This is a genomic window from Kineococcus vitellinus (genome assembly GCF_009906315.1).
Taxonomy (GTDB): Bacteria; Actinomycetota; Actinomycetes; order Actinomycetales; family Kineococcaceae; genus Kineococcus; species Kineococcus vitellinus.
In genome coordinates this window covers 19,284-36,713 of record NZ_JAAALL010000007.1, presented here as the reverse complement: position 1 = coordinate 36,713, position 17,430 = coordinate 19,284, and the positions used below count along the sequence as shown (strand labels likewise).

Genomic DNA, 17,430 nt, shown 5'->3' with positions numbered 1-17,430 from the left:
ACCTGGCCGCGCCCGCGCCTGCTGCGCGCGCGCGGCCAGGTCGGCGTCGGCGGGGTAGGCGACCTCCTCGAGGGTCAGCCCGTGCGCGCCCACGACGACCACGCCCGGGTCGCGCACGGCGGCCTGCGCCACGGCCTGCGGCCACGGCGGCGGCCGGCGGCCGTCGCCGACCGCCAGGGCGGCGCCGACGAGGGCGCGCACCATCGAGTGGCAGAAGGCGTCGGCCTGCACGTCGGCGACCAGCAGGCCCGCGTCGGGGCCCTGCTCGACCCGCCGCCAGGAGTAGGCCAGCAGCGTGCGCACCGTCGTGGCGCCCTCGCGGGGCTTGCAGAAGGCCGCGAAGTCGCGCAGGCCCACCAGGCCGGCCGCGGCCAGGTCCATGGCGCCCGCGTCGAGCGGGCGGCGGTGGTGCAGCACGTCGAAGCGGCGCAGCGGCGGCACGCCGGCGGGGTCGTCGCACACCCGGTAGGCGTAGCGGCGGCGCAGCGCCCCGAAGCGCGCGTCGAAGCCGGCGGGGGCCACCCGGGCGCCGTGCACCCGCACGTCGGGCGGCAGGACGCCCGCCAGGCGGCGCACCAGGGCCTGCGGCGGGGCGGCGCCGGAGCGGCCGGGCACGGCCTCCCAGGCGGCGCGCGGGAGGTCCACGTGGGCCACCTGGCCGCGGGCGTGCACGCCCGCGTCGGTGCGCCCGGCGACCGTCAGGCGCGGTGCGGGCCGCAGGCGCAGCACGCGGCCCAGGGCGCTCTGCAGCTCGCCCTGCACGGTGCGCAGGCCGGGCTGCTCGGCCCAGCCGGCGAAGCCGGTGCCGTCGTAGCCGAGGTCGAGGCGCACGCGGACGAGCCCGCCCTCCCCGGTGGGGAGGACGGGCTCGTCAGCGGGAGGGCAGGCGCTCAGGCCTTGTCCTTCGTCTCGTCCGAGGGGTCGGCCTCGGCCGCGTCGAGCTCGACGCCCTCGTCGGGGAGGGTGTCGGGCTGCTCGACGCCGCCCGGCTCGACGGCGCCCGGCTCGGCGCCGCCGGCCTGCTCGTCGGCCGTGGCCACGGGGGCCTCGGCGCCGGTGACGACCTCGTCGGCGGCCGGGGCGCTCGCCGCGGCGGCGCGCTCGGCCTCGCGGACGACGCCCTGCTTGGCGCTGACCGGCTCCAGCACGAGCTGGATGACCGCCATGGGGGCGTTGTCGCCCTTGCGGGGGCCGATCTTCACGATGCGGGTGTAGCCGCCGTTGCGCTCGGCCATGGCCGGGCCGATCTCGGTGAAGAGGAAGTGCACGACGGACTTGTCGCGCACGGTCTTCATCACCTGGCGGCGGGAGGCGAGGTCACCCTTCTTGGCGAAGGTGATGAGCTTCTCCGCGTACGGGCGCAGGCGCTTGGCCTTGGCCTCGGTCGTGGTGATGCTGCGGTGCTCGAAGAGCGCAGTCGCCAGGTTGGCGAGGATGAGCTTCTCGTGGGCCGGCCCGCCGCCGAGCCGCGGACCCTTGGTGGGGGTGGGCATGCTGTGTTGTCTCCTCGGTGTGACCCCTCACCCGCGGGCGGGCGAGGGGCTGCGGACGGTCAGAGCTGCTCGTCCTCGGCGAACGACGCGTCGTCGTCCTCGAAGTCGTTGACGACGGCGCTCGGGTCGAACCCGGGCGGGGAGTCCTTCAGGTGCAGGCCCATGCCGACCAGCTTGGCCTTGACCTCGTCGATGGACTTCTGCCCGAAGTTGCGGATGTCGAGCAGGTCGGCCTCGCTGCGCGAGACCAGTTCGCCGACGCTGTGGATGCCCTCGCGCTTGAGGCAGTTGTAGGAGCGGACCGTCAGGTCCAGCGCCTCGATCTCGAGCGCGAGGTCGGCCGCGAGCGCGGCGTCGGTGGGCGAGGGGCCCATGTCGATGCCCTCGGCCTCGACGTTGAGCTCGCGGGCCAGGCCGAAGAGCTCGACGAGCGTCTTGCCGGCGGAGGCGACCGCGTCGCGCGGGGTGATGGCGTGCTTGGTCTCGACGTCGACGACGAGGCGGTCGAAGTCCGTCCGCTGCTCGACGCGGGTGGCCTCGACCTTGTACGTCACCTTCAGGACCGGCGAGTAGATGGAGTCGACCGGGATGCGGCCGATCTCCTGCTCACCGCTCTTGTTCTGCGCCGCCGAGACGTAGCCGCGGCCGCGCTCGACCGTGAGCTCCAGCTCGAGCTTGCCCTTGCCGTTGAGCGTGGCGATGTGCAGGTCCGGGTTGTGGACCTCCACGCCGGCGGGCGGGGCGATGTCGGCCGCGGTGACCGCGCCGGGGCCCTGCTTGCGCAGGTACATCACGACCGGCTCGTCGTGCTCCGAGGAGACGACGAGGTTCTTGACGTTGAGGACGATCTCGGTGACGTCCTCCTTCACCCCCGGCACGGACGTGAACTCGTGGAGCACGCCGTCGATGCGCAGGCTCGTCACCGCGGCGCCCGGGATGGACGACAGCAGGGTGCGGCGCAGCGAGTTGCCGAGGGTGTACCCGAAGCCGGGCTCGAGGGGCTCGATGACGAAGCGCGAGCGGTACTCGTCGACGACGTCCTCGGTGAGGGTGGGGCGCTGTGCGATCAGCACGGAGGTTCCTTCCCGCGGGCGTCCGCCATATGACGCCCCGCACGCCCGTCAGCATCGGTCCACCGACGGGGTCTGGCTCGATCGAAGAAGTGGTTCCGATCAGGTGCGCCCCGGCGGGCACCCGAGGGTGCCCGCCGAGGCGGCGCCGTCGTCAGACGCGCCGACGCTTGGGCGGCCGGCAGCCGTTGTGCGGGCTGGGGGTGACGTCCTGGATCGCGCCGACCTCCAGGCCGGTGGCCTGCAGGGAGCGGATCGCGGTCTCGCGGCCGGAGCCGGGGCCCTTGACGAAGACGTCGACCTTGCGCATGCCGTGCTCCTGGGCGCGGCGCGCGGCGGCCTCGGCGGCCATCTGCGCGGCGAACGGGGTCGACTTGCGCGACCCCTTGAAGCCGACCTGACCGGCCGAGGCCCACGCGATGACCGCGCCCGTCGGGTCGGTGATCGAGACGATCGTGTTGTTGAACGTGGACTTGATGTGCGCGTGGCCGTGCGCGACGTTCTTCTTCTCCTTGCGGCGCGGCTTGCGCGCCGCCGTGGCCGTGCGGCTCTTGGGAGGCATGGTGTCCGGACTCCTGGTGGACTGCGGCGGTTGAGTTCGAGGGCGGGCCCGGCGCTGGCGGCGCGAGCCCGCGAGGCGACCCGGAGGGCCGCGCACTGCTTACTTGCGACCGGCCTTCTTCTTGCCGGCCACGGTGCGCTTCGGGCCCTTGCGGGTGCGTGCGTTCGTCTTGGTGCGCTGCCCGCGGACGGGCAGGCCGCGACGGTGCCGCAGACCCTGGTAGGTGCCGATCTCGACCTTGCGGCGGATGTCGGCGGCCACCTCGCGGCGGAGGTCGCCCTCGACGCGGTAGTTGCCCTCGATGTGGTCGCGCAGTGCGACGAGGTCGTCGTCGGACAGGTCGCGGACGCGCAGGTCCGGGCTGACGCCGGTGGCTGCCAGCGTCTCCTTGGCTCGGGTGCGTCCGACGCCGAAGATGTACGTGAGCGCGATCTCCAGCCGCTTCTCGCGGGGGAGGTCGACGCCGACGAGACGTGCCATGCGGGGTGGTCCCTCTTCTGTCGCGGAGGTCTGCCGCAGGACCTGCCCCGTCCGGCTCCGTGAGCGCTGCGGGTCCCCGGCCTCCGACCGGGGGTGTCCCCCGGGCGTGCCCGGGAGGGTCCTGCGATGGGTGCCACCGGTGCGGTGGCTGGCTGCTCGACGAGCGGGCCGGCTGCGAGCTGAGCGGACTCAGCCCTGGCGCTGCTTGTGGCGCAGGTTCTCGCAGATGACCATGACCCGGCCGTGGCGGCGGATCACCTTGCACTTGTCGCAGATCTTCTTGACGCTCGGCTTGACCTTCATCGTGTCTCCGGTCGTGCAGGCCGCACCCTCGAGGGAGCGCGGTCGGCGGCCAGTGTGGTGGTCACTTGTAGCGGTAGACGATGCGCCCGCGGGACAGGTCGTACGGGCTGAGCTCGACGACCACCCGGTCCTCGGGGAGGATGCGGATGTAGTGCTGCCGCATCTTCCCGGAGATGTGGGCGAGCACCTTGTGACCGTTGCTGAGCTCCACGCGGAACATCGCGTTCGGCAGGGCTTCGATCACGGTGCCTTCGATCTCGATGACGCCGTCCTTCTTCGGCATGTCCTCCGCTTTTCATCAAGTGTCGGTTCGGTGTCCGCCCGCCTCCGCCCGTGCGGGCACAGGGCATGGCGAACCGACTCTCGAGCTTACGCGACGGCGTGCCGAAGACGAAATCGACCGAGCCCGCCCCGGGAGCCGGTTGCGGCGCAACGGGACGCGCGCGGCCGGCCCCCGGCTCAGCCCTCGGGGACCTGCACGCCGAAGGCCGCGAGCTCCGCCGCGCCGCCGTCGGGCGCCGTGAGCACCCACAGGCCCTCGTCGAGGACGGCCACGGTGTGCTCCCAGTGGGCGGCGCGGCTGCCGTCGGAGGTGACCACGGTCCACTCGTCGGCGAGCACGTCGGTCTCGACGCCGCCGCGGGTGCACATCGGCTCGATGGCCAGGCACATGCCCGGCCGCACCCTGGGGCCCCGCTCGCGGACGCGGTGGTTGAGCACCTCCGGCGCCATGTGCATGGCCGTGCCGATCCCGTGGCCGGTGTAGCCGTCGACGATGCCCAGGCGGTCCCCCACGGCGTCCTCGACGGCCGCCCCGACGTCGCCGACCCTGCCCCGGGCGTCCAGGGCCGCGATGCCGGCCCACAGCGCCCTGCGGGTCGTCTCGACCAGCTCGACGTCGCCCGGGTCGGCGGGCTCGCCGACGATCGCGGTGAAGGCGGAGTCGCCGTGCCAGCCGTCGACGACCGCTCCCCCGTCCACGGAGACGACGTCGCCCTCGGCGAGCACCTGCTCGCCCGGGATGCCGTGCACGACGACCTCGTTGACCGAGATGCACAGCGTCGCCGGGTAGCCGTGGTAGCCGAGGAAGTTGGAGGTGCCGCCACCGGCGCGGATGACCTCGGCGCCGATCGCGTCCAGCTCCCGCAGCGAGACGCCGGGCCGCAGCGCGGCGCGCACGCTCTCCAGGGCCGCGTGGGTCAGCAGCCCCGCCCTGCGCATCGCGAGGACCTGCTCGGGGGTCTTGAGCTCGATCCGTTCGCGTCCGAACACCGGCTGTCTCCTGCGGTCGATCGTGGGGTGGGGCCTGGTGCGGGCCGGCTCAGCCGGTCGGCAGGCCCAGCGCCGCCACCAGGCGGGCGGTGACCTCGGCGACCTCGCCCAGGCCGTCGACGCTGCGCAGCAGCCCGCGCTCGGCGTAGACCTTCACCAGGGGCGCGGTCTGCTCCGCGTAGACCTCCTGGCGGGTGCGGACCACGTCCTCGGTGTCGTCGCTGCGGCCCTGCTCGAGCGCGCGCCGGGTCAGCCGGCGCACCAGCTCGTCGACGTCGGCGGTGATCTCCAGGACGTGCTCGAGCTTGGCGCCGGCCGCGGCGAGCATGTCGTCCAGCTCGCGCACCTGGTCGGTGGTGCGCGGGTAGCCGTCGAGGATGAAGCCGTCGAGCGCGTCGTCCTGGGCCAGGCGCTCGCGCACCATGGCGTTGGTGACGGTGTCCGGCACGTACTTGCCGGCGTCCAGGTACTCCTTCACCGTCCGGCCCAGCTCGGTCTTCTCGGCCACGTTGGCCCGGAAGATGTCGCCGGTGGAGATGGCCGGCACCCGCAGGCGCTCCGACAGGAGCTTGGCCTGGGTGCCCTTGCCCGCACCGGGCGGACCGAGGAGGACGAGACGAGTCATCGCAAGAACCCTTCGTAGTTGCGCTGCTGGAACTGGGACTCGATCTGCTTCACCGTCTCGAGCCCGACCCCGACGATGATCAGGATCGACGTCCCCCCGAAGGGGAAGTTCTGGTTGGCGTTGAAGAGCACGATGGCGATGAGCGGCAGCAGCGAGATGAGCCCCAGGTACAGCGATCCTGGCAGGGTGATGCGGGTGAGGATGTAGTCGAGGTACTCCGCGGTGGGCCGTCCGGCGCGCACCCCGGGGATGAAGCCGCCGTACTTGCGCATGTTCTCGGCGACCTCGTCCGGGTTGAACGTGATCGCGACGTAGAAGTACGCGAAGAAGATGATCAGCAGGAAGTACAGGGCCATGTAGATCGGGTGGTCCCCGCGCACCAGGTGGTCGTTGATCCAGACCACCCAGCCCTCGTTCTGGTCGCTGAACTGGGCCACCAGGGCCGGCAGGTACAGCAGCGAGGAGGCGAAGATCACCGGGATGACGCCGGCCATGTTGACCTTGAGCGGGATGTAGGTCGTGGTGCCGCCGTACATCCGCCGGCCGATCATCCGCTTGGCGTACTGCACGGGCACCCGGCGCTGGGACTGCTCGACCGCGATGACGGCCGCCACCACCACCAGGCCGACGAGGATGACCCCCGCGAAGGTCAGCCAGCCGCGCTCGCGGCCGATGTTGAGCAGCGACGTCGGGAAGCCCGCGGCGATCTGGGCGAAGATCAGCAGCGACATGCCGTTGCCGACGCCGCGCTCGGTGACGAGCTCGCCCAGCCACATGATCAGGCCGGTGCCGGCGGTCATCGTCAGGACCATCAGCAGGATGGTCTGGATGCTCTTGTCCGGGACGACGTCGGCCGTGCAGGCGTTGTTGAACAGCCGGCCGGGGGTCCGCGCGATCGTCACGTAGGTCGTCGACTGCAGGACCGCCAGGGCGATCGTGAGGTAGCGCGTGTACTGGGTCAGCTTGGTCGTGCCCTGCTGACCCTCCTTCTTCAGCGCCTCGAAGCGCGGGATCACGACGGTGAGCAGCTGGATGATGATGCTCGCCGTGATGTAGGGCATGATCCCGAGCGCGAAGATGCTCAGCTGCAGCAGCGCGCCGCCGGAGAAGAGGTTGACCAGCCCCAGCAGGTCGTTGCCCGACTGCGCCAGCTCCAGGCACTGCTGGACGGCGGAGTAGTCGACGCCTGGCGTGGGCACGAAGGACCCGAGCCGGACCAGCACCACGATGCCGAGCGTGAAGAGCATCTTGCGGCGCAGGTCGGGCGTCCTGAAGGCACGGCCGATTGCGGTGAGCACTACAACCTCCTGCGCCGCGCTCCCCCGCGCGGCTGCGGGAGGACGGCATGGTCACTGACAGATCGGACGGTGGACCACACGGATCCACCCAGACCCTACAACGGCCCACAACGCACACGCGGCGGTAGCGGACGATCACTCGTCGCTACCGCCGCGCGTCTGTGCGGGGTGGTGCCTCAGCGGAGGGTCGTGGACCCGCCCGCCGCGGCGATCTTCTCGGCCGCCGAGGTCGAGAACCTGTCGGCGGTCACCTGCAGGGCCACGGTGATCTCACCGGTGCCCAGCACCTTGACGGGCTGGCCCTTGCGGACCGCGCCCTTGGCCACGAGCTCCTCGACGCCCACGGTGCCGCCCTCGGGGAAGAGGGAGGTCAGCTTGTCGAGGTTGACGACCTGGTACTCGACGCGGAACGGGTTCTTGAACCCGCGCAGCTTCGGCAGGCGCATGTGCAGCGGCATCTGGCCGCCCTCGAAGGCCTCGGGCACCGAGTAGCGGGCCTTGGTGCCCTTGGTGCCGCGGCCGGCGGTCTTGCCCTTGCTGGCCTCACCGCGGCCGACACGGGTCTTCGCCGTGTTGGACCCCGGGGCGGGGCGCAGGTGGTGCAGCTTCAGGACGTGCTCGCCCGGCTGGTTCGCCATCAGTCGACCTCCTCCACGGTCACGAGGTGCGCGACGGTGTTGGCCATGCCGCGGATCTCGGGCTTGTCGTCCTTGACGACGCTCTGCCCGATCTTGTGCAGTCCGAGGCTGCGCAGCGTGTCGCGCTGGTTCTGCTTGCCACCGATGCCCGACTTGACCTGGGTGACCTTGATCCGTCCGGGCATCAGGCGGTCACCCCCGCGGCCTGGGCGCGGAGCAGCGCGACGGGGGCCACGTCCTCCACGGGCAGACCGCGGCGGGCCGCGACCTGCTCGGGACGCTCGAGGCCGCGCAGGGCCTCGATGGTCGCGTGGACGATGTTGATCGCGTTGTCGCTGCCCAGGGACTTCGACAGCACGTCGTGCACGCCCGCGCACTCCAGCACGGCGCGCACCGGGCCGCCGGCGATGACGCCGGTACCCGGGGAGGCCGGGCGCAGCATGACCACGCCGGCCGCCTTCTCGCCCTGGATGGGGTGCGGGATCGTGCCCTGGATGCGGGGCACGCGGAAGAAGTTCTTCTTGGCCTCCTCGACGCCCTTGGCGATCGCCGCGGGCACCTCCTTGGCCTTGCCGTAGCCGACACCGACGGTGCCGTCGCCGTCGCCCACGACCACGAGGGCCGTGAAGCTGAAGCGGCGGCCGCCCTTGACGACCTTGGCCACGCGGTTGATGGTCACGACGCGCTCGACGAAGTTGCCGCGGTCGCCCGCGTCACCCCGCCCGCGCTGGTCGCGGCCGCCGTCGCGGCGGTCCCGACGGTCGTTGCCTCGGTTGTCGTTGTTGCCGCCGCCGGCCGCACCGGCGCCGGCGCCTCGGCGCTGGGGTCCAGGCATCAGACGTTCCTCATCTCATCGGCTTCGTGGGTCATCACAGGGCCAGACCGGCCTCACGGGCGCCGTCGGCGATTGCCGCGACACGTCCCGCGTAGCGGTTGCCGCCGCGGTCGAAGACCACGGCCTCGATGCCGGCCGCCTTGGCGCGCTGACCGACGAGGAGACCGACGGCCTTCGCCTTGGCCGACTTGTCGTCGCCGCTGGCGCGCAGGTCCGCCTCCATGGTCGAGGCCGACGCGAGGGTGTGACCCGCCGCGTCGTCGATGACCTGCACGAAGACGTGCCGCGTGGAGCGGGTGACGACCAGGCGCGGACGGACGGCGGTGCCGACGACCTTCTTGCGCACGCGGGTGTGACGACGCTTGCGCGCCGGCGCAGTGCCCTTCTGGGTGCGCTGGGTGGAGAGTCCCATCGTCACTTACCAGCCTTTCCGACCTTGCGACGAACCTGCTCGCCGGCGTACCGCACGCCCTTGCCCTTGTACGGGTCGGGCTTGCGCAGCTTGCGGATGTTCGCGGCGACCTCGCCGACCTGCTGCTTGTCGATGCCGGCCACCGAGAAGCGGGTGTTGTTCTCGACCGCGAAGGTGATGCCCTCGGGCGCCTTCACGACGACGGGGTGGCTGAACCCGAGCGCGAACTCGAGGTCGGAGCCGCGAGGCGTGACGCGGTACCCGGTACCGACGATCTCGAGCCTCTTCTCGTAGCCCTGCGTCACGCCCAGGACCATGTTGGCCACCAGCGTGCGCGTGAGCCCGTGCAGCGCCCGGGAGGTGCGCTCGTCGTCGGGACGCGTGATCTGCAGCGTGCCCTCCTCCGTGCGCTCCACCCCGATGGGCGATGCCACCGTGTGCGTCAGCGTGCCCTTGGGGCCCTTGACCGTGACGGTCGAGCCGTCGATGGTCACGTCCACGCCCGAGGGGACGGGGATCGGGAGTCGACCGATGCGCGACATGAGTCCTCCTCCCTCACCAGACGTAGGCGAGGACTTCCCCACCCACGCCCTTCTTGTTGGCCTGCTTGTCGGTCAGCAGCCCGGACGACGTGGACAGGATCGCCACGCCGAGGCCGCCGAGGACGCGGGGCAGGTTGGTCGACTTCGCGTAGACCCGCAGACCGGGCTTGCTCACGCGGCGCAGGCCGGCGATCGCACGCTCGCGGTTGGGGCCGAACTTCAGGTCCAGGGTCAGCTTCTTGCCCACCTCGGCGTCCTCGACGGTCCAGGAGGCGATGTAGCCCTCCGCCTGGAGGATCTCGGCGATGTGGGACTTCAGCTTGCTGTACGGCATGGAGACGGTGTCGTGGTACGCCGAGTTGGCGTTGCGCAGACGCGTCAGCATGTCCGCGATGGGGTCGGTCATCGTCATCGGGCTCGTCCGCCCTTCCTCACCGGGGTTTCCGCGACACGGAGTGCGTCGCGGACCTTCGGCGTCGTCGTGATGGGGTTCGTCACCAGCTGCTCTTCGTCACACCGGGCAGCTCGCCGGCGTGGGCCATCTCCCGCAGGCAGATGCGGCAGATGCCGAACTTGCGGAACACCGCGTGCGGTCGCCCGCAGCGCTGGCAGCGGGTGTAGCCGCGCACCTTGAACTTCGGCTTGCGCGCGGCCTTGGTGATCAGAGCGGTCTTCGCCACGGTCAGTTCTCCTTGAACGGGAAGCCCAGCGCACGCAGGAGCGCACGGCCTTCCTCGTCGCTCGTCGCCGTCGTCACGACCGTGATGTCCATGCCGCGGACGCGGTCGATCTTGTCCTGGTCGATCTCGTGGAACATCGACTGCTCGTTGAGACCGAAGGTGTAGTTCCCGTGGCCGTCGAACTGCTTGGGCGACAGGCCGCGGAAGTCGCGGATGCGCGGCAGCGCCAGCGACAGCAGCCGGTCCAGGAACTCCCACATGCGGTCGCCGCGCAGCGTGGTGTGCGCGCCGATCGGCATGCCCTCGCGGAGCTTGAACTGGGCGATGGACTTGCGCGCCCGGGTCACCTGCGGCTTCTGGCCGGTGATGGCCGTCAGGTCGCGCACGGCACCGTCGATGAGCTTGGAGTCGCGGGCCGCCTCGCCGACGCCCATGTTCACCACGACCTTGACCAGGCCGGGGATCTGCATGACGTTGCCGTAGGCGAACTGCTGGTGCAGCTGACCCTTGATCTCTTCGCGGTAGCGCTGCTTCAGGCGCGGCAGCGCGCGGGTCTCGGTGGTGGTGGTCATCAGATGTCCTTGCCGGAGCGCTTGGCGACGCGGATGCGGTTGGTCTTGGTCCGGCCGTCGCGCTCGACCTGCTCGGTGCGGATGCCGACGCGGGTCGGCTTCTTCGTCTCCGGGTCGACCAGCTGGACGTTGCTGATGTGGATCGGGGCCTCGCGCTCGACGATGCCGCCCTCCACGCCCGGGCCGGCCTTGGTGTGGCGCTTGATCCGGTTCACGCCCTCGACGAGGACGCGGTCGGTCTCGGCCAGGACCTCGATGACCTTGCCCTGCTTGCCCAGGTCGGAGGTCTTCGTGCCGTCGTCGTTGCGGCGACCGCGGACACGGGTGATGACCTGGACCAGGTCACCCTTCTTGATGCGGGTCTTGCCCATGGTCAGAGCACCTCCGGCGCCAGCGAGATGATCCGCATGAAGCGCTTCTCGCGCAGTTCGCGACCCACGGGCCCGAAGATGCGGGTGCCGCGCGGGTCGCCGTCGGCACGGAGGATCACCGCGGCGTTCTCGTCGAAGCGGATGTAGGAACCGTCGGCGCGCCGACGCTCCTTCTTGGTGCGGACGATGACGGCCTTGACCACATCGCCCTTCTTGACGTTGCCGCCGGGGATCGCGTCCTTGACCGTGGCCACGATCACGTCACCGATGCCGGCGTAGCGGCGGCCGGAGCCGCCGAGCACGCGGATGCACAAGATCTCCTTGGCACCCGTGTTGTCGGCGACCTTGAGCCGCGACTCCTGCTGGATCACTCTCTACTCCTTCGTCGCGCCGGTTCTCGCACTGCCCGCGAGGGCGGCGAGCCTGGCCGAACGGACATGGGATCTGGGGGTGGGCCGCGGTGGCGGCCCACCCGAGGTCATCACGCGAACGCGCAGATCACTTCGCGCGCTCGAGGACCTCGACCACACGCCAGCGCTTGGTCGCCGACAGCGGACGGGTCTCCGCGATGAGGACGAGGTCACCGACACCGGCGGTCTCGACCTCGTCGTGCGCCTTGACCTTCGTGGTGCGGCGGATGACCTTCGCGTAGAGCGGGTGCTTCACGCGGTCCTCGACCTCGACCACCACGGTCTTCTGCATCTTGTCGCTGACGACGTAGCCGCGGCGCGTCTTGCGGTAGCCGCGCTCGGTGGTCGTGGCAGTGGTCTGCTCGCTCACTTCGCAGCCTCCTTCGTGATCGGCGCCTCGGTGATGCCGAGCTCGCGCTCGCGCATCGTGGTGTAGATGCGGGAGATGTCCCGCTTGACGGCCTTCAGCCGGGAGTTGTTCTCCAGCTGACCGGTCGCGGACTGGAAGCGGAGGTTGAACAGCTCCTCCTTGGCCTTCTTCAGCTCGTCGACCAGCTTGGCGTCGTCGAACTCACGCAGCTCGTCGGCGCTCAGGCCCTTGGTCCCGATGGCCATCACTCACCACCCTCGCGGCGCACGATCTTGCACTTGACCGGCAGCTTGTGGATGGCGCGGGTCAGCGCCTCCGAAGCGACCTTCTCGTTGGGGAACGACAGCTCGAACATGACGCGTCCGGGCTTGATGTTCGCGATCCACCACTCCGGGGAGCCCTTGCCGGAGCCCATGCGGGTCTCGGCCGGCTTCTTCGTCAGCGGACGGTCCGGGTAGATGTTGATCCAGACCTTGCCGCCGCGGCGGATGTGGCGGGTGATGGCGATTCGGGCGGACTCGATCTGGCGGTTGGTGACGTAGCCACCCTCCACCGCCATGATCCCGTACTCGCCGAACGTCACACGGGTACCGCCGGACGCCGCACCACGCCGGGTGGGGTGGTGCTGCTTGCGGTGCTTGACGCGCCGTGGGATGAGCACGACTCAGGCCTCCGTTCCGTTGCTGCCCTTGCCGGTGACCGGCTGCGCGGCAGCGGTCCCGGTCGGAGCGGCACCGGCGGCCGCGGCCTCGGCCACGGGAGCGCTGGTGCCCTCCTGCGTCGGACGGCGACGACCGCGGCCCTCGCTGCGGTCACCGCGCTCGCCGCGGCGCGGGGCGCGCGGAGCGGCGGCCTGCGACTGGGCGAGCTCACGGCTGGTGACGTCACCGTGGTAGATCCAGACCTTCACGCCGATGCGGCCGAAGGTCGTGCGGGCCTCGTAGAAGCCGTAGTCGATGTTCGCGCGCAGCGTGTGCAGCGGGACCCGACCCTCGCGGTAGAACTCCGAGCGGCTCATCTCCGCACCGCCGAGGCGGCCGGCGCACTGGACGCGGATGCCCTTGGCACCCGAGCGCAGCGCGGTCTGCATCCCCTTGCGCATGGCGCGGCGGAAGGAGACGCGGCTGGCCAGCTGCTCGGCGATGCCCTGGGCGACCAGCTGGGAGTCGATCTCGGGGTTCTTGACCTCGAGGATGTTCAGCTGCACCTGCTTGCCGGTGAGCTTCTCCAGCTCACCGCGGATGCGGTCGGCCTCCGCGCCGCGACGGCCGATGACGATGCCCGGCCGGGCGGTGTGGATGTCGACGCGCACGCGGTCGCGGGTGCGCTCGATCTCGACCTTGGAGATGCCGGCCCGCTCCATGCCCTTGGACATGAGGCGGCGGATCGCGACGTCCTCCTTGACGTAGTCGGCGTAGCGCTGACCGGTCTTGGTGGAGTCGGCGAACCAACGGGTCTTGTGGTCGGTGGTGATGCCCAGTCGGAACCCGTGCGGGTTGACCTTCTGCCCCATCAGCGGGTCCTCCTCGTCTTCTTGGCGCCGGCGACGGCGGGGGCGACGACCACGGTGATGTGGCTCGTGCGCTTCAGGATGCGCCCCGCGCGCCCCTGCGCCCGGGGACGGAAGCGCTTCATCGTCGGGCCCTCGTCGACGTGGATCGCCTTGACGACGTAGCTGTCCGGGTCGAACGCCTCGGAGTGCTTGTCCGCGAGGAACCTCGCGTTCGCGATGGCGCTCTCCACGAGCTTGCGCACCGGCTCCGCCGCCGCCTGGGGGGCGAAGGAGAGCACCGCGACGGCCTCAGTGGCCTGCTTGCCCCGGACGAGGTCGACGACTCGGCGCGCCTTCTGGGGCGTGACGCGGAGGTACCGCGTCTGCGCCTTGGCTTCCATCCCTGTCCTGCCTTCTGGTTTCGGTCTCGAAAGGTTGTTCGCGAGCCGGTGGCTCAGCGGCGACGGCCCTTGCGGTCGTCCTTCTCGTGGCCCTTGAACGTGCGCGTGGGCGCGAACTCGCCGAGCTTGTGGCCCACCATCGCCTCGGTGACGAAGACGGGGACGTGCTTGCGGCCGTCGTGCACCGCGAACGTGTGGCCCAAGAAGTCCGGCGTGATGACCGAACGGCGGGACCAGGTCCGGATGACGTTGTGCGTACCGGCCTCGTTCTGGACGTCCACCTTCTTCTGCAGGTGGTCGTCGACGAACGGGCCCTTCTTCAGACTGCGAGGCATGGTGGCCTGATCTCCCTATCAGCGCTTCTTGCCGGTGCGGCGACGACGGACGATGAGCTTGTCGCTCTCCTTGCCCGGACGCCGGGTGCGGCCCTCAGGCTTGCCCCAGGGGCTGACGGGGTGACGGCCACCGGAGGTCTTGCCCTCACCACCACCGTGCGGGTGGTCGATGGGGTTCATGGCGACACCACGGACGGTCGGGCGCTTGCCCTTCCAGCGCATGCGGCCGGCCTTGCCCCAGTTGATGTTGGACTGCTCGGCGTTGCCGACCTCGCCGATGGTGGCGCGGCAGCGGACGTCGACGTTGCGGATCTCGCCCGACGGCATGCGCAGCTGGGCGAAGCGGCCCTCGCGGGCGACGAGCTGCACGCTGGCGCCGGCCGAGCGCGCGATCTTCGCGCCGCCGCCGGGGCGGAGCTCGATTGCGTGGATCACGGTGCCGACCGGGATGTTGCGCAGCGGCAGGTTGTTGCCGGGCTTGATGTCGGCCTCGGGGCCGTTCTCGATCCGGTCGCCCTGCTTGAGGCGGCTCGGGGCGAGGATGTAGCGCTTCTCGCCGTCCACGTAGTGCAGGAGCGCGATGCGCGCGGTGCGGTTGGGGTCGTACTCGATGTGAGCGACCTTGGCCGGCACGCCGTCCTTGTCGTGGCGACGGAAGTCGATGACGCGGTAGGCGCGCTTGTGGCCACCACCGATGTGACGGGTGGTGATGCGCCCGGACGAGTTGCGGCCACCGGTCTTGGACAGCGGGCGGACGAGCGACTTCTCCGGCTCGGTCCGCGTGATCTCGACGAAGTCGGCGACGGACGAGCCGCGGCGGCCCGGCGTCGTCGGCTTGTACTTGCGGATTCCCATTGCAGCGATTCCTCGGGTTCGAAGGTGTCTACGGCGATCGTGCGAGCCCGGGGGCTCAGGCGACCGAGCCGCCGAAGATGTCGATCGTGCCCTCGCGCAACGTCACGATGGCCCGCTTGGTGTCCTTGCGCTTGCCGGTGCCGAACTTCGTCCGTCGGCTCTTGCCCTGCCGGTTCGCGGTGTTGACCGAGGAGACCTTGACGCCGAAGACCTTCTCCACGGCCATCTTGATCTCGGTCTTGTTCGCCGCCGGGTCGACGAGGAAGGTGTACTTGCCCTCGTCGATCAGGCCGTAGCTCTTCTCCGAGACGACCGGCGCGAGCAGGATGTCGCGCGGGTCCTTCTGGGTCCCGCCGATGGCGCTCACAGGGTGCTCCCTTCGGACTCAGCCGCCACCGCGGTCGCGCTGCGACCCTTCGGCGGCCCCGCGACGAAGGCGTCCAGCGCCGCGCGGGTGAAGACGACGTCGTCGCTCTTGACGACGTCGTAGGTGTTCAGCTGGTCCTGCGGCAGCACGTGCACGCCGGCGAGGTTGCGCAGGCTCTTGGCCGACACCTCGTCGTCGCGGGTGAGCACGACCAGGACGTTGGTGCGCCCGGACAGGGCCGCGAGCAGCGTGCGCGCGGTCTTGGTCGAGGGGGTCTCGCCGATGGCCAGGCCCTCGACCACGTGCAGGCGCTCGTGGCGCACCCGGTCGGAGAGGGCGCCGCGCAGGGCGGCGGCCTTCATCTTCTTGGGGGTGCGCTGGGAGTAGTCGCGCGGCTGGGGGCCGTGCACGGTGCCACCGCCGGTGAACTGCGGGGCGCGCAGCGAGCCCTGGCGGGCGCGGCCGGTGCCCTTCTGCTTGTACGGCTTCTTGCCACCACCGCGGACCTCGCCGCGCGTCTTGGTGGCGTGGGTGCCCTGGCGGGCCGCCGCGAGCTGGGCGGTCACGACCTGGTGGATCAGCGCCACGTTCGCTTGGCGGCCGAAGTGCTCGGCCGGCAGCTCCACGGTGCCGTTGCTGCCGCCGTCGGCGGTGCGCAGCGGGACGGTGATGGCGGCGGTCTGAGTCGTCGTCTCGGTCATGTGGCTCAGGCCTCCTTCACGCGCGCCTTGGACGCGCTCTTGACGAGCACGAGCCCGCCGCGGGGACCGGGGACCGCGCCCGTGATGAGCAGCAGACCCTTCTCCGCGTCGACGGCCTGCACGGTCAGGTTCTGGGTGGTCTGGCGAGCCCCGCCCATGCGGCCGGCCATGCGCATGCCCTTGAACACGCGACCCGGGGTGGCGCAGCCGCCGATGGAGCCCGGCTTGCGGTGGTTGCGGTGCGCACCGTGGGAGGCGCTGACACCGGCGAAGCCGTGACGCTTCATGACACCGGCGAAGCCCTTGCCCTTGGTGGTGCCCACCACGTCGACCGTGGTGCCCGCGTCGAAGACCTCGGCCGTGACCTCCTGGCCGAGCGCGTACTGCGCCGCGTCGGCGGTGCGCAGCTCGACGAGGTGGCGGCGCGGCGCGACGCCGGCCTTGGCGAAGTGGCCGGCGGCGGGCTGGTTGGCCTTGCGCTGGGCGATGGCCGTGGCGGCCAGCTGCACCGCTTCGTAGCCGTCGGTGGTAGTGGTGCGGATCTGGGTGACGACGTTCGGCTCGACCTTGACGACCGTCACCGGGACGACGCGGTTGTCCGCGTCCCACAGCTGGGTCATGCCGAGCTTGGTGCCGAGCACCCCTCGCACTTGCCTGTCGCTCATCGTGTGCAGTCCCTCAGAGCTTGATCTCGATGTCGACGCCGGCCGGCAGGTCGAGTCGCATGAGCGAGTCGACCGTCTTCGGCGTGGGGTCGATGATGTCGATGAGGCGCTTGTGCGTGCGCATCTCGAAGTGCTCGCGGCTGTCCTTGTACTTGTGCGGCGAGCGGATGACGCAGTAGACGTTCTTCTCGGTCGGCAGCGGCACGGGCCCAGCGACCGAGGCGCCCGTCCGAGTCACCGTGTCGACGATCTTGCGCGCCGAGCTGTCGATGACCTCGTGGTCGTAGGCCTTGAGCCTGATGCGGATCTTCTGTCCCGCCATGGCGTCGTCTGACTCTCTCTCTTCGTACCGCTACTGACTCGCGCGCGGCGCGGAGCGCCTCTGCGGCGCTCCGACCCCCGAGGTCGGGCGTGTCGCGCTCTCGCACGAAGTGCACCCTCGCCCGGTTGCCCGGTGTGGTCCTGTCGTCCTGTTCAGGTCTACCGTCCGCCGCCCGTACGAGACGTTCGACGTTCGCGGCTGCCGGCCACTCGGCGGGGGGACCCGCGGCGGCACAGCAACCCCGACAGTCTGCCAGACGACAGGCCAGCTTGGCGAATCGGGGCCGTCGGGACGGCCGCGCGCGCTGATGGCTCCACTGCCCGCTCACGACGGAGGGGCGGGTCCGGGTGGACCCGCCC

The 17,430-nt window shown here is 70.8% G+C and carries 31 protein-coding genes; all 31 read right to left on the bottom strand.

Annotated features, from left to right (window positions below; genetic code table 11):
- Positions 1 to 831, bottom strand: an 831-nt coding sequence (locus GTQ99_RS01715) for a tRNA pseudouridine synthase A (RefSeq protein WP_338074647.1), incomplete at its 3' end; no start/stop codon positions are given.
- Positions 832 to 890: 59 nt separating this feature from the next.
- Complete coding sequence (gene rplQ / locus GTQ99_RS27400) at positions 891 to 1,493, bottom strand: 50S ribosomal protein L17 (RefSeq protein WP_166614013.1); 603 nt, start codon at positions 1,491 to 1,493, stop codon at positions 891 to 893.
- Between the two features lie 59 nt (positions 1,494 to 1,552).
- Positions 1,553 to 2,566: a DNA-directed RNA polymerase subunit alpha gene (locus GTQ99_RS01705; protein WP_166614012.1), complete on the bottom strand. Its 1,014-nt coding sequence runs from the start codon at positions 2,564 to 2,566 to the stop codon at positions 1,553 to 1,555.
- A 151-nt stretch (positions 2,567 to 2,717) separates the two neighbouring features.
- The gene (gene rpsK / locus GTQ99_RS01700; protein WP_166614011.1) at positions 2,718 to 3,125 is read right to left on the bottom strand and encodes a 30S ribosomal protein S11; all 408 of its coding nucleotides are present in this window, start codon (positions 3,123 to 3,125) and stop codon (positions 2,718 to 2,720) included.
- Positions 3,126 to 3,224: 99 nt separating this feature from the next.
- Positions 3,225 to 3,605, bottom strand: coding sequence for a 30S ribosomal protein S13 (rpsM, locus tag GTQ99_RS01695; RefSeq protein ID WP_012084953.1), 381 nt, complete (start codon positions 3,603 to 3,605; stop codon positions 3,225 to 3,227).
- Between the two features lie 189 nt (positions 3,606 to 3,794).
- On the bottom strand, positions 3,795 to 3,908 hold the full coding sequence (gene rpmJ / locus GTQ99_RS01690; RefSeq protein WP_009740505.1) for a 50S ribosomal protein L36: 114 nt from the start codon (positions 3,906 to 3,908) through the stop codon (positions 3,795 to 3,797).
- A gap of 61 nt (positions 3,909 to 3,969) precedes the next feature.
- Positions 3,970 to 4,191 carry a translation initiation factor IF-1 gene (gene infA / locus GTQ99_RS01685; RefSeq protein ID WP_012084955.1) on the bottom strand — a complete coding sequence of 74 codons (222 nt, stop codon included), beginning with the start codon at positions 4,189 to 4,191 and terminating at the stop codon, positions 3,970 to 3,972.
- Between the two features lie 176 nt (positions 4,192 to 4,367).
- A complete protein-coding gene (map, locus tag GTQ99_RS01680; RefSeq protein WP_166614010.1) occupies positions 4,368 to 5,180 on the bottom strand; it encodes a type I methionyl aminopeptidase in 813 nt (270 codons plus the stop codon).
- Between the two features lie 49 nt (positions 5,181 to 5,229).
- Positions 5,230 to 5,805: an adenylate kinase gene (locus GTQ99_RS01675; RefSeq protein WP_166614009.1), complete on the bottom strand. Its 576-nt coding sequence runs from the start codon at positions 5,803 to 5,805 to the stop codon at positions 5,230 to 5,232.
- A complete protein-coding gene (gene secY / locus GTQ99_RS01670; protein ID WP_166614008.1) occupies positions 5,802 to 7,103 on the bottom strand; it encodes a preprotein translocase subunit SecY in 1,302 nt (433 codons plus the stop codon). Before secY ends, GTQ99_RS01675 begins: the two co-directional genes overlap by 4 nt.
- Positions 7,104 to 7,279: 176 nt before the next feature.
- Positions 7,280 to 7,741 (bottom strand): 50S ribosomal protein L15, encoded by a 462-nt coding sequence (gene rplO / locus GTQ99_RS01665; RefSeq protein ID WP_166614007.1) that lies wholly within the window; start codon positions 7,739 to 7,741, stop codon positions 7,280 to 7,282.
- Positions 7,741 to 7,926, bottom strand: coding sequence for a 50S ribosomal protein L30 (rpmD, locus tag GTQ99_RS01660; protein WP_166614006.1), 186 nt, complete (start codon positions 7,924 to 7,926; stop codon positions 7,741 to 7,743). The genes rplO and rpmD overlap by 1 nt, the downstream gene beginning before the upstream one ends.
- Positions 7,926 to 8,576, bottom strand: coding sequence for a 30S ribosomal protein S5 (gene rpsE / locus GTQ99_RS01655; protein ID WP_166614005.1), 651 nt, complete (start codon positions 8,574 to 8,576; stop codon positions 7,926 to 7,928). The genes rpmD and rpsE overlap by 1 nt, the downstream gene beginning before the upstream one ends.
- A 34-nt stretch (positions 8,577 to 8,610) precedes the next feature.
- Complete coding sequence (rplR, locus tag GTQ99_RS01650; RefSeq protein WP_166614016.1) at positions 8,611 to 8,988, bottom strand: 50S ribosomal protein L18; 378 nt, start codon at positions 8,986 to 8,988, stop codon at positions 8,611 to 8,613.
- A gap of 2 nt (positions 8,989 to 8,990) precedes the next feature.
- Positions 8,991 to 9,530 (bottom strand): 50S ribosomal protein L6, encoded by a 540-nt coding sequence (gene rplF / locus GTQ99_RS01645; protein ID WP_166614004.1) that lies wholly within the window; start codon positions 9,528 to 9,530, stop codon positions 8,991 to 8,993.
- 13 nt (positions 9,531 to 9,543) lie between these two features.
- Positions 9,544 to 9,942: a 30S ribosomal protein S8 gene (rpsH, locus tag GTQ99_RS01640; RefSeq protein ID WP_166614003.1), complete on the bottom strand. Its 399-nt coding sequence runs from the start codon at positions 9,940 to 9,942 to the stop codon at positions 9,544 to 9,546.
- Positions 9,943 to 10,024: 82 nt separating this feature from the next.
- The gene (locus tag GTQ99_RS01635) at positions 10,025 to 10,210 is read right to left on the bottom strand and encodes a type Z 30S ribosomal protein S14 (RefSeq protein WP_166614002.1); all 186 of its coding nucleotides are present in this window, start codon (positions 10,208 to 10,210) and stop codon (positions 10,025 to 10,027) included.
- A gap of 2 nt (positions 10,211 to 10,212) precedes the next feature.
- Entirely contained in the window at positions 10,213 to 10,782 is a 570-nt protein-coding gene (gene rplE, locus GTQ99_RS01630) for a 50S ribosomal protein L5 (protein ID WP_166614001.1), read from the bottom strand.
- Complete coding sequence (rplX, locus tag GTQ99_RS01625) at positions 10,782 to 11,153, bottom strand: 50S ribosomal protein L24 (RefSeq protein WP_166614000.1); 372 nt, start codon at positions 11,151 to 11,153, stop codon at positions 10,782 to 10,784. The genes rplE and rplX overlap by 1 nt, the downstream gene beginning before the upstream one ends.
- Positions 11,154 to 11,155: 2 nt before the next feature.
- Positions 11,156 to 11,524: a 50S ribosomal protein L14 gene (gene rplN, locus GTQ99_RS01620; RefSeq protein ID WP_166613999.1), complete on the bottom strand. Its 369-nt coding sequence runs from the start codon at positions 11,522 to 11,524 to the stop codon at positions 11,156 to 11,158.
- Between the two features lie 127 nt (positions 11,525 to 11,651).
- Positions 11,652 to 11,933: a 30S ribosomal protein S17 gene (gene rpsQ / locus GTQ99_RS01615; protein WP_166613998.1), complete on the bottom strand. Its 282-nt coding sequence runs from the start codon at positions 11,931 to 11,933 to the stop codon at positions 11,652 to 11,654.
- Positions 11,930 to 12,178, bottom strand: coding sequence for a 50S ribosomal protein L29 (gene rpmC, locus GTQ99_RS01610; protein WP_166613997.1), 249 nt, complete (start codon positions 12,176 to 12,178; stop codon positions 11,930 to 11,932). The genes rpsQ and rpmC overlap by 4 nt, the downstream gene beginning before the upstream one ends.
- A complete protein-coding gene (rplP, locus tag GTQ99_RS01605) occupies positions 12,178 to 12,594 on the bottom strand; it encodes a 50S ribosomal protein L16 (protein WP_166613996.1) in 417 nt (138 codons plus the stop codon). Before rplP ends, rpmC begins: the two co-directional genes overlap by 1 nt.
- 3 nt (positions 12,595 to 12,597) lie before the next feature.
- Entirely contained in the window at positions 12,598 to 13,446 is an 849-nt protein-coding gene (gene rpsC, locus GTQ99_RS01600; protein ID WP_166613995.1) for a 30S ribosomal protein S3, read from the bottom strand.
- Positions 13,446 to 13,826, bottom strand: coding sequence for a 50S ribosomal protein L22 (rplV, locus tag GTQ99_RS01595; protein ID WP_166613994.1), 381 nt, complete (start codon positions 13,824 to 13,826; stop codon positions 13,446 to 13,448). The genes rpsC and rplV overlap by 1 nt, the downstream gene beginning before the upstream one ends.
- 53 nt (positions 13,827 to 13,879) lie before the next feature.
- A complete protein-coding gene (rpsS, locus tag GTQ99_RS01590) occupies positions 13,880 to 14,161 on the bottom strand; it encodes a 30S ribosomal protein S19 (protein WP_166609823.1) in 282 nt (93 codons plus the stop codon).
- 18 nt (positions 14,162 to 14,179) lie between these two features.
- Positions 14,180 to 15,016 carry a 50S ribosomal protein L2 gene (gene rplB, locus GTQ99_RS01585; RefSeq protein WP_166613993.1) on the bottom strand — a complete coding sequence of 279 codons (837 nt, stop codon included), beginning with the start codon at positions 15,014 to 15,016 and terminating at the stop codon, positions 14,180 to 14,182.
- A gap of 55 nt (positions 15,017 to 15,071) precedes the next feature.
- Entirely contained in the window at positions 15,072 to 15,374 is a 303-nt protein-coding gene (gene rplW, locus GTQ99_RS01580) for a 50S ribosomal protein L23 (RefSeq protein ID WP_166614015.1), read from the bottom strand.
- 5 nt (positions 15,375 to 15,379) lie between these two features.
- A complete protein-coding gene (rplD, locus tag GTQ99_RS01575) occupies positions 15,380 to 16,084 on the bottom strand; it encodes a 50S ribosomal protein L4 (RefSeq protein WP_166613992.1) in 705 nt (234 codons plus the stop codon).
- Between the two features lie 5 nt (positions 16,085 to 16,089).
- Positions 16,090 to 16,749, bottom strand: a complete 660-nt coding sequence (rplC, locus tag GTQ99_RS01570; protein WP_166613991.1) for a 50S ribosomal protein L3 — start codon at positions 16,747 to 16,749, stop codon at positions 16,090 to 16,092.
- Between the two features lie 13 nt (positions 16,750 to 16,762).
- Positions 16,763 to 17,071 (bottom strand): 30S ribosomal protein S10, encoded by a 309-nt coding sequence (gene rpsJ, locus GTQ99_RS01565; protein ID WP_012084982.1) that lies wholly within the window; start codon positions 17,069 to 17,071, stop codon positions 16,763 to 16,765.
- Positions 17,072 to 17,430 lie beyond the last annotated feature (359 nt).

Excerpts from the sequence above, each read along its gene's own strand:
- rplE (WP_166614001.1), bottom strand. The coding sequence starts at position 10,782 with ATGACCACCACCACCGAGACCCGCGCGCTGCCGCGCCTGAAGCAGCGC.
- infA (WP_012084955.1), bottom strand. The coding sequence starts at position 4,191 with ATGCCGAAGAAGGACGGCGTCATCGAGATCGAAGGCACCGTGATCGAA.
- rplF (WP_166614004.1), bottom strand. The coding sequence starts at position 9,530 with ATGTCGCGCATCGGTCGACTCCCGATCCCCGTCCCCTCGGGCGTGGAC.
- rpmD (WP_166614006.1), bottom strand. The coding sequence starts at position 7,926 with ATGCCCGGACGGATCAAGGTCACCCAGGTCAAGTCGGGCATCGGTGGC.
- rpsC (WP_166613995.1), bottom strand. The coding sequence starts at position 13,446 with ATGGGGCAGAAGGTCAACCCGCACGGGTTCCGACTGGGCATCACCACC.
- rpmJ (WP_009740505.1), bottom strand. The coding sequence starts at position 3,908 with ATGAAGGTCAAGCCGAGCGTCAAGAAGATCTGCGACAAGTGCAAGGTG.
- rplC (WP_166613991.1), bottom strand. The coding sequence starts at position 16,749 with ATGAGCGACAGGCAAGTGCGAGGGGTGCTCGGCACCAAGCTCGGCATG.
- rpmC (WP_166613997.1), bottom strand. The coding sequence starts at position 12,178 with ATGGCCATCGGGACCAAGGGCCTGAGCGCCGACGAGCTGCGTGAGTTC.
- rplQ (WP_166614013.1), bottom strand. The coding sequence starts at position 1,493 with ATGCCCACCCCCACCAAGGGTCCGCGGCTCGGCGGCGGGCCGGCCCAC.
- rpsE (WP_166614005.1), bottom strand. The coding sequence starts at position 8,576 with ATGCCTGGACCCCAGCGCCGAGGCGCCGGCGCCGGTGCGGCCGGCGGC.
- rplR (WP_166614016.1), bottom strand. The coding sequence starts at position 8,988 with ATGGGACTCTCCACCCAGCGCACCCAGAAGGGCACTGCGCCGGCGCGC.
- rpsS (WP_166609823.1), bottom strand. The coding sequence starts at position 14,161 with ATGCCTCGCAGTCTGAAGAAGGGCCCGTTCGTCGACGACCACCTGCAG.
- rplO (WP_166614007.1), bottom strand. The coding sequence starts at position 7,741 with ATGGCGAACCAGCCGGGCGAGCACGTCCTGAAGCTGCACCACCTGCGC.
- rpsM (WP_012084953.1), bottom strand. The coding sequence starts at position 3,605 with ATGGCACGTCTCGTCGGCGTCGACCTCCCCCGCGAGAAGCGGCTGGAG.
- rpsK (WP_166614011.1), bottom strand. The coding sequence starts at position 3,125 with ATGCCTCCCAAGAGCCGCACGGCCACGGCGGCGCGCAAGCCGCGCCGC.
- rpsJ (WP_012084982.1), bottom strand. The coding sequence starts at position 17,071 with ATGGCGGGACAGAAGATCCGCATCAGGCTCAAGGCCTACGACCACGAG.
- rplD (WP_166613992.1), bottom strand. The coding sequence starts at position 16,084 with ATGACCGAGACGACGACTCAGACCGCCGCCATCACCGTCCCGCTGCGC.
- rplX (WP_166614000.1), bottom strand. The coding sequence starts at position 11,153 with ATGGGCAAGACCCGCATCAAGAAGGGTGACCTGGTCCAGGTCATCACC.
- rplV (WP_166613994.1), bottom strand. The coding sequence starts at position 13,826 with ATGGAAGCCAAGGCGCAGACGCGGTACCTCCGCGTCACGCCCCAGAAG.
- GTQ99_RS01675 (WP_166614009.1), bottom strand. The coding sequence starts at position 5,805 with ATGACTCGTCTCGTCCTCCTCGGTCCGCCCGGTGCGGGCAAGGGCACC.
- rpsH (WP_166614003.1), bottom strand. The coding sequence starts at position 9,942 with ATGACGATGACCGACCCCATCGCGGACATGCTGACGCGTCTGCGCAAC.
- rplB (WP_166613993.1), bottom strand. The coding sequence starts at position 15,016 with ATGGGAATCCGCAAGTACAAGCCGACGACGCCGGGCCGCCGCGGCTCG.